The following is a 12,850-nucleotide window of genomic DNA, read 5'->3' as shown; positions in this document are numbered from 1 at the left end:
TGGCACAAGCTGTTATAAAGACACAAGAGATGGCTGAGAATCTGCCGTCTCCACGAGTCGACAGCGTTCAAAGCCACCACTACTCACGGGGCACCGAACGCCGAAAAGGGGGGTGTGCAGACCCCCCTTTTTGTTTGCCCTACCAGGGGTTTGTTAAACTTTCTTAACGCTGATCGCGGGCCAGCCCTCCCGCGCGGCATTTGCAACCTGCCCACGAAAAAGGCCGGGCGCACGCCCGGCCTTGTCCTTGGCGATCAAGCCGCGCCAGCGCCTATTCGGCCGCCACCTTGATCACCGGCTCCATGCGCGCAAGGATCTCCTCGCTCAGATGGCACTTGATCTGGTGACCATCGGCCAGTGTCTTCACCGGCGGCACGTCGCGCTCACACAGCCCGCCGGGCACGTCCGATTTCCAGCGGCAGCGCGTCTGGAAGGGGCAGCCCGAGGGCGGGTTCATCGCCGACGGAATATCGCCCTCCAGCACGATGTGCTGCTTTTCGATCGAGGTATCGGCAATCGGCACCGCCGAGAGCAGCGCCTCGGTATAGGGGTGATAGGGCGGCGAGAAGACCTGATCCGTGGTGCCGATCTCCACCACATGGCCCAGATACATCACCATCACCCGGTCCGAGAGATAGCGCACGATCGAAAGATCATGGGAGATGAACAGCAGCGTTGTCTTGTTCTGGCGCTGGATCTCCATCAGCAGATCCGTCACCGCCGCCTGAACCGAGACGTCCAGCGCCGACACAGGCTCATCGGCCACCACAATCTGCGCATCGCCCGCGAAGGCCCGTGCAATGCCCACACGCTGTTTCTGCCCGCCCGACAGCTGGCGCGGCATGCGGTCGGCAAAGGCGCGCGGCAGCTTCACGAGGTCCAGCAACTCCAGCATCCGCTGCTTGCGGTCGGCCTCGTTCTTGCCGACCTTGAAGATCTCCAGCGCCCGGATGATCTGCCGGCCCACCGTCATCGAGGGGTTCAGCGTGTCAAAGGGGTTCTGGAACACCATCTGCACCGTCGAAACGGTCTCCGTGTCTCGCTCCTGAATGGGGATGTTCTGGATGGCGGAATTGTTCAGCACCACATGGCCGTCCGTGGCCGTCTCCAGCCCCATCAGCACCTTGGCGAAGGTGGATTTCCCGCAGCCCGATTCCCCCACGATGGCGAGGGTCTCGGATTCGCGCGCCTCGAAACTGATCGTCTCATTGGCCTTCACCACCTTGGTGCTGCCGCCGCCAAACATCGCATTGGCGGCGACCTCGTAGTATTTCTTCAGATCGTCGATCTTCAGAACCACATCGCCGATCTCTGCCTTCTCCGTCTGGGCGCCCGCTTGGATCGGGGCATGCCAGTCGATCTCCTCGAACTTCAGGCAGCGGCTGGCGTGGCGGTCATCGCCCGCGATCTCGCGCATGGGGATGTCGCCGCCATTGCAGCGCCCTTCCTCGAAATAGTCACAGCGCGGGCCGAAATTGCAGCCCGGCGGGCGCTCGTGGGGCAGGGGGAAGTTGCCTGGGATCGCCACCAGCGGGCGTGCGTTCTTGTCTGCCCCGGGCAGCGGGATCGAGCGGAACAGCGCCTGCGTATAGGGGTGCTGCATCTTGTCGAAGACATCCTCGATCGAGCCCGTCTCCACCGCCTCGCCCGAATACATCACGCAAAGCCTGTCGCAGGTCTCGAGCACTAGCCCGAGGTTGTGGGAGATGAAGAGCATCGAAGTGCCGTATTTCTTGCCCAGATCCTTCACCAGATCCACCACGGCCGCCTCAACCGTCACATCAAGCGCGGTGGTGGGCTCATCGAGGATCAAGAGCGAAGGCTTGCTCATCAGCGCCATGGCGATCACGATGCGCTGCTGCTGGCCGCCGGAAAGCTGGTGCGGATAGCTTTCCAGCATCCGCTGCGGGTCTGGCAGGCGCACATCGGTCACCACCTCCAACGCGCGCTTGTAGGCTTCCTCCTTGCCGACACCCTCATGGATCATCGGCACTTCCATCAGCTGACGCCCGATCTTCATCGCCGGGTTCAGCGAGGCCATCGGCTCCTGGTAGATCATCGCGATCTCGGAGCCGCGAATGTCGCGCAGCTCTTCGGCGCTCATCTGGTTCAGGTCGCGCCCCTTGAACTTGATCGAGCCGCCCACGATGCGCCCGTTCACGCCCAGATCCTGCATCACCCCCAGCGCCACGGTGGATTTACCGCAGCCGGATTCTCCAACAAGGCCCATCGCCTCGCCGGGCTGCACCACGCAGGAAAAATCCATCACCGCGGGGATCTCCCGCAGGCGGGTAAAGAAGGAAATCGACAGGTTCTCGATCTCGAGGATCGGGCCGTCATAATCCCATTTCGCCATCTTCTGTCTCCTTTCTCGGAGGCGGTCAGCGGGCCGTGCCCTTCTTCTGACCGGAAATATCCCGGGGGTCCGGGGGCAGAGCCCCCGGCCTTCTCCTTCTTGCCTAGTCCTTCAGGCTTTCTTCGCGCAGCCCGTCGGCCAGCAGGTTGAGGCCCAAGACAAGGCTCATCAAGGCCAGCGCCGGGGCCAGGGCGGGGTGGGGGAAGATCGAAAGCAGGCGCCGGCCCGCGTTGATCGTCGTGCCCCAGTCCGGGCTTTCGGGCTCAAGCCCCAGCCCGAAGAAGCCCAGCGTGCCCAGAAGGATCGTCGTGTAGCCGATGCGCAGGCAGAAATCGACGATCAGCGGCCCGCGCGCGTTGGGCAGGATCTCCCAGAGCATGATGTACCACGGCCCTTCGCCCCGCGTCTGGGCGGCGGCCACGTAGTCGCGGGTCTGGATGTCCAGCGCCAGCCCTCGCACGATGCGAAACACCGTGGGCGAGTTCACGAAGACGACCGACACGAAGACGATCAGGATGTTCGCCTGCATGTTAAAAATGCCCGTCGGATCCAGCCCCCAGGCGGTGCCGAGGTAGATCCAGCCACCCAACACCACCGTGATCGCCACGAAGATGTTGCGCTTCTGCGGCTGCGTGAAGAAGCGCGAGTTCCACAGCACCACGAGGAAAATGATCGGGAACAGGAAGAGCACCGCCGCCATATAGGTTGGCAAGCCAGTCGCCACGATTTCCGGCGTCACCAGCAGGTAGAAGAGCAGGATCACGGGGAAGGCGAGGATCAGGTTCGCTAGGAACGACAGGAACGTATCCAGCCGCCCGCCGAAATAGCCCGCCGGCAGGCCCAGCGTGATCCCCACCATGAAGGCAAAGAGCGTCGCGAAGGGCGCGATCTGCACCACGATGCGGCTGCCCGCCACCATGCGGCTGAACACGTCACGCGCAAGGTTGTCACCGCCCAGCAGGTAATGGGTGAAGCCCGCCGTGCCATCGGGCACGGCCGTGCCCGGTACCTTGTTCTTCATCCCTGAGACCTGCGTGAGCGGATCATGGGTGATGATCAGATCCGAGAAGATCGCGGTGAAGACCCAGAACATGACGATGCCGAAGCCGATCATGCCGATGGGGCTGTCAAAGAGCTTGCCGTAAAGGCCAAGCTTGCGTTTGTAGAAGATCGAGCCGGTGAAAAGCACAACAAGCGCGATCCAGACCGGGGTGAACTGGATGAACATCTGGCCGATGATCTGGCCCCAGGAAAGCGGTTCCATATCCTGTCCTCCCTTAAGATACGCGGATGCGCGGGTTGAGATACACGTAGCCGATATCCGAGATCAGCTGCGTGACGAGCACGACGAAAACGGCCACAACGGAGCAGCCCAGCAGGAGCTCGATGTCGTTGTTGCCTGCGGCCTGAACCAGCGTCCAGCCGAAGCCCTTGTAGTTGAAGAGCGTCTCCACGATCACCACGCCGTTCAGCAGCCAGGGGAACTGCAGCATGATCACCGTGAAGGGCGCGATCAGCGCGTTGCGCAGGGCGTGTTTCATCACGATGTTGGGGAAGCTCACGCCTTTCAGCCGCGCGGTGCGGATGTATTGCGCCGTCATCACCTCCGTCATCGAGGCCCGCGTCATCCGGGCGATATAGCCCACGCCGTAGAGCGCGATCGTCACCACGGGCAGGAAGAAATTCTCAAACGTCGCGTTCTCCATGGCCGCCGTCGCCGTGCCCTTGAACCACTTGAGCCCGAAGGCCGAGGAGGCAAAGACCGCGATCAGGATCACGCCCGAGACATATTCCGGCGTCGCCGTGGAGGCGATGGAGAAGGTCGAGAGCGTGCGGTCAAGCTTGCTGCCCTCGCGCATCCCCGCCAGCACCCCGATGATGAGGGCCGAGGGCACCATCAGCACCATGACCCAGAACATCAGCTTGCCGGTGAGCGCGAGCCGCTTGCCCACGATCCCGGCCACATCTTCCTTGAAGACGGTGGAATAGCCCCAGTCGCCCTGCAGGATCCCGCAGAAGGTGGGGGCTTCTTCCGGCTCCACACCCGGGCGGATGCAGCGGCCGAAGGTCTTGCCGTCGTCATTGGTGGCGACGAAACCCGGCAGCACCCCGAGCCACTGGCCGTATTTCACCGGCACCGGCTCCAGATAGCCCCGATCCCCCAGCCAGCTTTCCACCTGCGCATCGGTCATGCGCATGTTGCCTTGGGTTTTGGCGAGCTTTTCGAGGTTCGGGTAGAGGTTCGTCAGGAAGAAGACCACGAAGGTCAGGCAAAGGGCCGTCAGGATCATGACCCCGACACGGCGTAAGATGAACAGTCCCATTTAGATCCCTGTTGTCAGAGCGCGGGCGCCATTCGAAGCTGACTTTGGTGCGGGAAGGCCCCTGCCTCCCGGCCCGCGGCTTACACGTCGGGCCACCGTGAAGCGGCCCGACGCTCTTGAACCCGGCCCGAAGGCCGGTGATGCGGATCAGCCTGCGAAGCCGATCTTGTAGAGCTGGGGCAGGTAGGCGATGTGCATGTCTGCGCCCACGACGCCCTCTTTGTGGTGACGGTAGAGCGAGCGCCAGTAAGGCTGGATCGTCACACCTTCATCCACCATGATCTGCTGGATCTTCGCCATCACTTCACGGCGCTTCTCAACGTCGGCCAGCGCGAGGGCTTCGTTCAGCAGGCTGTCGAATTCCTCATTGGCAAAGCCCGTCTCGTTCCAGGCCTCGCCGGAACGGTAGGCCAGCGCAAGGATCTGCACGCCGAGCGGGCGGTGGTTCCAGTTCGTGGAGGAGAAGGGGTATTTCACCCAATCGTTCCAGAAGGTGGAGCCCGGCAGGATCGTGCGCTTCACGTTGATGCCGGCGTCGCGCAACTGCGCGGCTACGGCGTCGGTGGTGTTCTTGCGCCAGTCGTCGTCGATGGAGATCAGCTCATGCTCGAAATCGGCCATGCCGGCTTCCTGCATCAGTGCCAGAGCGCCTTCCGGGTCAAACACCGGCTGGCCGATGTCGGCATATTCCGGGTGCACCGGGGCGACGTGGTGGTTCTCGGCCACGACACCGCGATCGCCGTAGCCCAGTTCAAGGCAGACGGCGTTGTTACAGGCCATCGCCAGCGCACGGCGCACGCGGGCGTCGGCATAGGGCTTCACCCCATCCACTTCAGCCAGCTGGTTGGGCCGCACCACGATGGTGGCGCCGGTCACGATTTCGGAACGCACCCAGCCGATGCTGTCCATGATGTCGATGAAGTCGCCCACCGTTTCATAGAGCATGTCGACTTCTTCGGACTCGGCAGCCGCCAGCCAGGAAGAGGGATCGGTGCCGTAGTCGATCATCTCGATACGGTCCAGATAGGCGCCGCCCATGGCGTCGGCCCCCCACCAGGCGTGATCGGTGTTCTTCACCAGCACACCCTTCACGCCCACTTCGAGCGATTCCGGCAGATAGGGCCCGGTGCCCACCGGGTTGGAGAGCATGTCGTCGGGGTTGTGCGAGCTGTGCACGATAGCGGCCGGGTAGTCGGCCATGCCCGGGATGATGGAGATATCCGGGTTCGGCAGCATCAGCTTCACGGTGTGGCTGTCCACCACCTGGATCGCGCCTTCGATGGCCTTACCGGTGTCGTTGTCGATCAGCGAGGCCATGCGCCCGGCCATGGAGTTGCCTTCCACGTCCTTCTCGCACCACAGCGCGATGTTGCGGGCCACGTCCTCGGCGGTGAACTCATCGCCGTTGTTCCACGTCACGCCCTTGCGCACATTGAGCGTGTACTCGGTGGCGTCGTCATTCACATCCCAGCTTTCCAGAAGCATGCCCTTGAACGTCCCGTCGGAGTTATACTCCACGAGGTATTCGAGCCAGCCGGAGGTGAACCACGCGATCTGTGTCCAGTCGAAGGTGCGCGGATCTTTCAGCGCGCGCACTTCAATCTGCACGCGCAGGGTGCCGCCGGGCTGGGCCATGGCCTTGGCTTCGCTGGGCGCGACCATGCCGATGGCGGCGTAGGCGGCAGTGGCCGAAACACCAAGGGCGGAGGAGCGCGCAAGGAACTCACGACGGCTCAAATCGCCGTCCTTGAATTCCTTGGCGTACATCTCGACGGCCGGGTGCATCGGCTTGGTCGTATGGGTGGATTGCGTCATCTTATTCTCCCTGTGACACATCTTTGTCGTTGTTGCGCCTTTTGGCAGGCGCTTTTCGTGGGAGTGACCCGGCGCGCGGTGGCGTGCCTGACCGGCCGTGAGTGGATGGCCGGCGAAACTTCGGGTCCTTCCGGTGGTCCATTCGGCAACAGAATTGCGCTGAGGTCAATCATCGCAATCGGCGTATCCTGTAAAAAAAACGACATCGACAAAGAACATTTGCGACATGTCTGCGTCGGTTTCGATACGGGCTCGTCCTGTGCCCCAAATGGGGCGCAGCGGGGAAGGACTGCAAAAGGCGGGTGGTGAGGTTATTTCGGCGCGCTTCGGAACGAGGACGGTGTGCGACCGGTGTGGTGTTGAAACGCGCGTGTGAAATAGGCCGGTGAGGTAAAGCCAAGCGTGGCGGCAACCTCCTTGATCGGGGTGTCGGTTTCTTCCAGCAGGCGGCGGGCCTCAAAGAGGATGCGATCGGTGAGCAGCGCGTGGGCGGGCCGCCCGCAGGCCTTCTTGCAGACGCGCGTCAGGTGGGTTGGGGTCACGCCAAGCGCGGCGGCGTAATCGGCCACGCTTTTGTGGGTGCGGAACTCCGCCTCCACCATCTCGGTATAGCGCTGCAAGAGCCGGGCGGCTGCGTCGGGCGAGGGGGCTTCGCCCTCGTGCAACAGGATCTGGCGCTTGAGCCAGACGGCGATCAGCCCGGCATGGTGATGGGTGGCGCGCAGCCGCTCAGGCCGCGTGCCTTCCAGCTCGCGGTGCAGCCCGTCGAGCAGAACGTTCAGCTCCGTCTGCGATGCGGCATCGCGGATGCGCAGGTGCACCGGTGCGCTGGGCAGTGGCAGCAGGCTTTCACGCGGGATGAACATGGCGGTGCCAAAGACGCTGCCCGACACCTCGAACCCATGCATTGTGCCCGCCGGGATGAAGATCGCGTTATGAGCCCCGTATCCGCGTGTTTGCCCGGCCAGCGTGATGCGGCCCTGCCCACGGGTGAACCACAGAAGCAGATCGCGCGAATAGCTGCGCATCGCCTCCACGCGCCAGCGCCCGCCTTGGGCAAGGCGGGGGATCGGAGTCAATCGGATCTCGGGCAGTCTCTGCAGGGGCAAGTCCATCCGGGCAACGCGCTTTGGTCAAAAGATGCGGCACCATACACGGTTTGCCCCAAAAATCGCCTAAAAAATGCAAGCGGCCTTGGGGAGGTCGCTTGGCGGGCGGTGCAAAATGTTGGGAAATGGAAAGCAGCCGCTAGGGCAGGGGCAGCGCGAGCGGATGCCAGCCGCCCATCTTGGAGCGAAACCACGTGCGCTGGCGCTTGGCGTATTGGCGCGAGGCGAGCTTGGCCGCCGCTATGGCCTCGGCCCGTGTCATCTCGCCGTTCAGATGGGCGATCAACTCCGCCGCACCGATGGCGCGGGAGGAGAGCCGCGCCGGATCCCAATCCGCCCGCATCGCCTCGGCCTCGGTCAAGGCCCCCTGTTTCATCATCATGTCAAAGCGCAGGTCGATCCGCGCGTTGAGCCAGGCGGGATCGGTGCGCATCACGATGGGGAAGGCTTCGCCAATCGGCAAAAGGGGCGGCGGCGTATCGGCCTGCCACGCGACCAGCCCCCGGCCCGTGGCGCGCAAGACCTCCCAGGCGCGCTGCACGCGCATCGGGTTTTGAGTGTCGATCTGGCCGGCTGTTTCCGCGTCCAGCTCCGCCAGCAGCCCGGCGTGGCCCTCGGCCAAGCGGCGCGCGTCGGCCTCGGCGCGCACGGCTGCTGGCGTGGCCGGGATCTCCGCAAGCCCCTGAGTGAGCGCTTGAAAGTAGAGCCCGGTGCCGCCCACGATGATCGGACGCGCGCCGCCTTGCAGGTAAGGCGTGACATCGCGCAGCCAGTGGCCGACGGAATAGTCAGCCGCATAGGGCACATGGCCGTAGAGCGCATGGGGCGCACGGGCCAGATCCTGCGCTGGGGGGCGGGCCGTCAGGATGTTCCAGCCATCGTAGACCTGCAGCGCATCGGCATTCACCACCACGCCACCGCTGTTTTCCGCGATCTCCAGCGCCAGCGCGCTCTTGCCCGAGGCCGTCGGCCCGGCGATCAGCACCGGTCTTTCGGGCGGCACCGGGGGCAGATGATCGAGCATTGCGCCTTGCATATTCCTTCGTGCCGCGGTGCTTTCGCACCTGCAGCGTCCGTTTGTGCGTTGAACCTGACGCTGTTTTCCGACATTTTGCGCCAAAGGCAATCAGGAATTCGGTGGATCAGACGAATGAGCGACGACAACGCGCCCACACCCGCCCCGACCTTCAACCGCGTCATGCTGAAAATCTCCGGTGAGGCCCTTATGGGGGATCAGGGCTTCGGCCTGCATCCGCCCACGGTGCAGCGCATCGCCCGCGAGGTCAAAAGCGTGCAGGAGTTGGGCGTCGAGATTTGCATGGTGATTGGTGGCGGTAATATCTTCCGCGGTCTTGCGGGCTCGGCGCAGGGCATGGAACGCACCACGGCCGATTACATGGGCATGCTCGCCACAGTGATGAACGCGCTTGCGATGCAGAGCGCGCTCGAGGGTATGGGGGTGTTTACCCGCGTGATCAGCGCGATCCGCATGGATGAGGTGGCCGAGCCCTACATCCGCCGCCGCGCCGTGCGCCACCTTGAGAAGAAGCGCGTCTGCATCTTCGCCGCCGGCACCGGCAACCCCTATTTCACCACCGACACCGCCGCCACGCTGCGCGCCAACGAGATGAGCTGCGAGGCCATCTTCAAGGGCACCAAGGTCGATGGCGTCTACGACAAGGACCCGGTGAAACACGATGATGCCGTGCGCTATGATACGGTGAGCTACGATGACGTGCTGGCCAAGCGGCTGGGCGTGATGGACGCCTCCGCGATCGCGCTGGCGCGGGACAACAACCTGCCGATCATCGTCTTTTCGCTGGACGAGCCGGGCGGGTTCAAGGGGATCTTGCGCGGCCAGGGCACCTATACAAGGGTGCAGGGTTAAGCATAACATCCGCCCGAACGCGGGCGGTCTGACCGAACGACACGAAAGAGAAGAAAAACCATGTCCGAAGATGACCTAGACATCGATCTCGACGATCTGCAGCGCCGCATGGATGGCGCGATGGGCGCGCTGCGCACCGAATTTGCCTCGCTGCGCACCGGCCGCGCCTCTGCCTCCATGCTGGAGCCGGTGATGGTGGAGGCCTATGGCCAGCGCACCCCGATCAACCAGGTGGGCACCGTGAACGTGCCCGAGCCGCGCATGGTGACGATCAACGTCTGGGATAAGTCCATGGTCGGCAAGGTGGAAAAGGCGATCCGCGAAAGCGGCCTTGGCATCAACCCGCAGCTCAACGGCACCATCATCATGCTGCCGATCCCGGAGCTGAACGAGGAACGCCGCCGCGAACTGACCCGCGTCGCCGCGCAATATGCCGAAAGCGCCCGCGTCGCCGTGCGCAACGTGCGCCGGGACGGGATGGATCAGCTCAAGAAGGCCAAAGCCGCCGGTATGAGCGAAGACGAACAGAAGATCTGGTCCGACGAAATCCAGGAGCTGACCGACAAATCCATTGCGGCTGTCGACAAGGCGCTGGAGACCAAGCAAGAGGAGATCATGCAGGTCTGAGGGCTGCGCGATCTTTTTTGAAAGGAACGTATTTTGACAGTGGATTCGGCGGGGGATTCGGCGGGCAGGGCAACCCATGTTGCCATCATCATGGATGGCAACGGGCGCTGGGCCAAGCAGCGGGGCAAGCCTCGGCTCTTCGGCCACCACGCAGGCGCCAAACGCGTGCGCGAGATCGTGGAAGCCTGTCCGAAATACGGTGTCAAATACCTGACGATCTTCGGGTTTTCGACAGAGAACTGGAAACGCACCCAGACGGAAGTCGCGGGGCTCATGTCGCTCTTTCGGATGTATATCCGCAAGGAAGCGCGCGAGCTGAAGCGGCAGGGCGTCCGGGTGCGCTTCATCGGCGATCGCATCAAGCTCGACAAGAAGCTGCGCGATCTGATGGACGAGCTGGAAGAGCTCACGCAGGACAACGACAAGACCCATCTCACCATCGCGCTCAACTACGGCGGCCGCGACGAGGTGGCCCGCGCCACGCAGCGCTTGGCCGAAGAAGTGGCGGCGGGGCGTTTGAAACCCGAAGATGTCGATGAAGAAACCCTGCCAAGGTTCCTTGATACTTACGTTTTGCCCGATCCGGATCTGGTGATCCGCACCAGCGGCGAGGCGCGGATCTCGAACTTCCTGCTCTGGCAGTCGGCCTATTCCGAATACGAGTTCATCGACACGCTCTGGCCGGATTTCAGCGAGGCCGTCTTCGCGGAAGTTCTGGCGGGCTTTGGCAACCGGGATCGCCGCTTCGGGGGCGCGAAGGCATGAGCGCGAATGCCCGCTGGGAGGATCTTGCGCCGCGCGTGATCTCGGCCGTGGTGATGCTGGTGATCGGCGCGGTGGAGATCGTGCTTGGGGGCCTGCCGTTCCTGCTGCTCTGCGCCGCCATCGGCGGGGGCATGGTCTGGGAGCTTTCGCGCATGATCGCGCCCGCCGAAAAGACTTTCGCGCTGGCACTCGCCGGGCTGATGGCGCTGGCGGTGCTGTTCGCCACGATGCTACCGGGCCTCGCCGCCTTCGGGCTGCTCTGCGTGCCTGCAGCCATCGGCGCATTGCGCCTGCCGCGCGAGAGGGCCGCTTTCTTTGCCTTTTCGTTGGCCATCGGGCTGGCCTGCTACGCGCTTTCGGAGTTCCGCGACAGCGGCGGCATCCGGTTCATCCTCTGGCTCCTGCTGGTGGTGATCGCCACCGATGTGGCCGGGTATTTCGCGGGCAAGACTTTTGGCGGGCCGAAGTTCTGGCCGGCAATCAGCCCCAAGAAAACATGGTCCGGCACGGCCGCTGGCTGGGTCGCCGCCGGTGTGGTGGGCCTGCTGTTCAGCCTGTTCACCGAAGCCGGGCTTGGCCTCGTGCTGATCTCGATGCTTGTCTCTTTCGCGGGCCAGATGGGCGACATTGCCGAAAGTGCCGTGAAGCGGCGGATGGGGGTGAAGGATTCCTCCAACCTGATCCCCGGCCACGGCGGGCTGTTTGACCGTTTCGACGCCGTCCTTGGCGCGACGCTCTTCGTGTTGTTGCTCTCGCTCGTGCTGCCCGCCAATCCCATGGGGTTCTGATGCGCCGCATCTCTATTTTCGGTGCCACCGGCTCGATCGGGCAGAGCACGCTTGACCTGATCGCGCGCGCGCCCGAGGGCAGCTACCGCGTGGTCGCGCTCACCGGCGGGGCCAATATCGCGCAACTCGCGGCGGATGCGCGTCGGTTAAACGCCGAAGTGGCCGTGACGGCCTACCCGGAGAAGCTCGCTGACTTGCGCGAAGCCCTTGCAGGCAGCGCGGTGGAGGCCGCCGCAGGCCCTGCCGCCTTGCTCGAAGCCGCCAACCGGCCTGCCGATTGGGTGATGAGCGCCATCGTGGGCGCGGCGGGGCTTGAGCCGGGGCTTGAGGCGGTGAAAACCGGGGCGACGCTCGCGCTCGCCAACAAGGAAAGCCTCGTCTGCGCCGGGCCACTGCTGATGGACAGCGCCCGCGCGGCGAAGGCCGAGATCCTGCCGGTGGACAGCGAACATTCCGCCGTGTTTCAGGCGCTGGTGGGCGAGGATGTGGCGCGCGTGGAGCGGCTGATCATCACCGCATCAGGGGGCGCTTTCCGCGATTGGCCGCTGGAGAAGCTCGCCACCGCCACCGTGGCGCAGGCCTCCGCGCACCCGAATTGGGACATGGGGCAAAGGATCACGATCGATTCCGCCTCTATGTTCAACAAGGCGCTTGAACTCATTGAAGCCAAGGAGTTTTTCGGGATCGCGCCGGCCAAGATCGAGGCGCTCGTGCACCCGGAATCGCTCGTCCATGCGCTCGTCGGCTTCTGCGATGGCGGGCTCATGGCCCACATCGGCCCGCCCGACATGCGCCACGCCATCGGCTATGCGCTGCATTGGCCGGATCGCGGCGCGGTGCCAGTGGAGCGTCTGGATTTCGCCGCCATCGGCCAGCTCAATTTCCGCTCCCCCGAGGCGGCGCGCTACCCGGCGCTGGCGCTGGCGCGGCGGGTGATGGAGCAGGGCGGGCTTTCCGGTGCCGTGTTCAACGCTGCCAAGGAAGAAGCGCTCACCGCCTTCATCGAAAACCGCATCGGTTTTCTGCAGATGGCGCAGGTGGTGGAGCAGGTGCTGGACGCAGTTTCGGCCCGCGAAGATCTTGAGAATGCCGTGATCAGCCTTGATAACGTGCGCGCAGCGGACCATCTCGCACGTCAAACGGCAGCAGAAACGATCGCCCGCGCGGTCGCATAAGGA

At 63.8% G+C, this 12,850-nt stretch carries 11 protein-coding genes; 5 read left to right on the top strand and 6 right to left on the bottom strand.

Features of this window, described 5'->3' with window-relative positions; genetic code table 11:
• Positions 1 to 271 precede the first annotated feature (271 nt).
• From KVX96_RS12445 to miaA, 6 genes are all read right to left on the bottom strand, one after another.
• A complete protein-coding gene (locus KVX96_RS12445; RefSeq protein ID WP_261194813.1) occupies positions 272 to 2,356 on the bottom strand; it encodes an ABC transporter ATP-binding protein in 2,085 nt (694 codons plus the stop codon).
• A 103-nt stretch (positions 2,357 to 2,459) separates the two neighbouring features.
• The gene (locus KVX96_RS12440; protein WP_261194812.1) at positions 2,460 to 3,620 is read right to left on the bottom strand and encodes an ABC transporter permease; all 1,161 of its coding nucleotides are present in this window, start codon (positions 3,618 to 3,620) and stop codon (positions 2,460 to 2,462) included.
• 13 nt (positions 3,621 to 3,633) lie between these two features.
• Positions 3,634 to 4,680, bottom strand: coding sequence for an ABC transporter permease (locus tag KVX96_RS12435; RefSeq protein ID WP_261194811.1), 1,047 nt, complete (start codon positions 4,678 to 4,680; stop codon positions 3,634 to 3,636).
• Between the two features lie 147 nt (positions 4,681 to 4,827).
• Positions 4,828 to 6,495 carry an ABC transporter substrate-binding protein gene (locus tag KVX96_RS12430; RefSeq protein WP_261194809.1) on the bottom strand — a complete coding sequence of 556 codons (1,668 nt, stop codon included), beginning with the start codon at positions 6,493 to 6,495 and terminating at the stop codon, positions 4,828 to 4,830.
• Positions 6,496 to 6,806: 311 nt separating this feature from the next.
• Positions 6,807 to 7,604: an AraC family transcriptional regulator gene (locus KVX96_RS12425; RefSeq protein WP_261194807.1), complete on the bottom strand. Its 798-nt coding sequence runs from the start codon at positions 7,602 to 7,604 to the stop codon at positions 6,807 to 6,809.
• Between the two features lie 139 nt (positions 7,605 to 7,743).
• Complete coding sequence (gene miaA, locus KVX96_RS12420; RefSeq protein WP_261194806.1) at positions 7,744 to 8,628, bottom strand: tRNA (adenosine(37)-N6)-dimethylallyltransferase MiaA; 885 nt, start codon at positions 8,626 to 8,628, stop codon at positions 7,744 to 7,746.
• A gap of 126 nt (positions 8,629 to 8,754) precedes the next feature.
• Here miaA and pyrH point away from each other — a divergent pair, with 126 nt between their 5' ends.
• The 5 genes from pyrH to dxr are packed head-to-tail and all read left to right on the top strand — an operon-like array spanning position 8,755 to position 12,847.
• Complete coding sequence (pyrH, locus tag KVX96_RS12415; protein ID WP_261194804.1) at positions 8,755 to 9,492, top strand: UMP kinase; 738 nt, start codon at positions 8,755 to 8,757, stop codon at positions 9,490 to 9,492.
• A 60-nt stretch (positions 9,493 to 9,552) separates the two neighbouring features.
• Positions 9,553 to 10,119, top strand: coding sequence for a ribosome recycling factor (frr, locus tag KVX96_RS12410; RefSeq protein ID WP_261194803.1), 567 nt, complete (start codon positions 9,553 to 9,555; stop codon positions 10,117 to 10,119).
• 33 nt (positions 10,120 to 10,152) lie between these two features.
• Positions 10,153 to 10,884 (top strand): polyprenyl diphosphate synthase, encoded by a 732-nt coding sequence (uppS, locus tag KVX96_RS12405; RefSeq protein ID WP_261194802.1) that lies wholly within the window; start codon positions 10,153 to 10,155, stop codon positions 10,882 to 10,884.
• Positions 10,881 to 11,672: a phosphatidate cytidylyltransferase gene (locus tag KVX96_RS12400; RefSeq protein ID WP_261194801.1), complete on the top strand. Its 792-nt coding sequence runs from the start codon at positions 10,881 to 10,883 to the stop codon at positions 11,670 to 11,672. The genes uppS and KVX96_RS12400 overlap by 4 nt, the downstream gene beginning before the upstream one ends.
• Positions 11,672 to 12,847, top strand: coding sequence for a 1-deoxy-D-xylulose-5-phosphate reductoisomerase (gene dxr / locus KVX96_RS12395; RefSeq protein ID WP_261194800.1), 1,176 nt, complete (start codon positions 11,672 to 11,674; stop codon positions 12,845 to 12,847). Before KVX96_RS12400 ends, dxr begins: the two co-directional genes overlap by 1 nt.
• Positions 12,848 to 12,850 lie beyond the last annotated feature (3 nt).

This window comes from Pseudoruegeria sp. SHC-113 (assembly GCF_025376885.1).
Classification (GTDB): domain Bacteria; phylum Pseudomonadota; class Alphaproteobacteria; order Rhodobacterales; family Rhodobacteraceae; genus Pseudoruegeria.
The sequence above is the reverse complement of the archived record's forward strand: the minus strand, read 5'-3'. Positions and strand labels throughout refer to the sequence as shown.

Bases quoted from the DNA above. Each gene is read 5' to 3' on its own strand.
- KVX96_RS12445 (WP_261194813.1), bottom strand. From the start codon at position 2,356: ATGGCGAAATGGGATTATGACGGCCCGATCCTCGAGATCGAGAACCTG.
- KVX96_RS12440 (WP_261194812.1), bottom strand. From the start codon at position 3,620: ATGGAACCGCTTTCCTGGGGCCAGATCATCGGCCAGATGTTCATCCAG.
- KVX96_RS12435 (WP_261194811.1), bottom strand. From the start codon at position 4,680: ATGGGACTGTTCATCTTACGCCGTGTCGGGGTCATGATCCTGACGGCC.
- KVX96_RS12430 (WP_261194809.1), bottom strand. From the start codon at position 6,495: ATGACGCAATCCACCCATACGACCAAGCCGATGCACCCGGCCGTCGAG.
- miaA (WP_261194806.1), bottom strand. From the start codon at position 8,628: ATGCTCGATCATCTGCCCCCGGTGCCGCCCGAAAGACCGGTGCTGATC.
- pyrH (WP_261194804.1), top strand. From the start codon at position 8,755: ATGAGCGACGACAACGCGCCCACACCCGCCCCGACCTTCAACCGCGTC.
- frr (WP_261194803.1), top strand. From the start codon at position 9,553: ATGTCCGAAGATGACCTAGACATCGATCTCGACGATCTGCAGCGCCGC.
- KVX96_RS12400 (WP_261194801.1), top strand. From the start codon at position 10,881: ATGAGCGCGAATGCCCGCTGGGAGGATCTTGCGCCGCGCGTGATCTCG.
- dxr (WP_261194800.1), top strand. From the start codon at position 11,672: ATGCGCCGCATCTCTATTTTCGGTGCCACCGGCTCGATCGGGCAGAGC.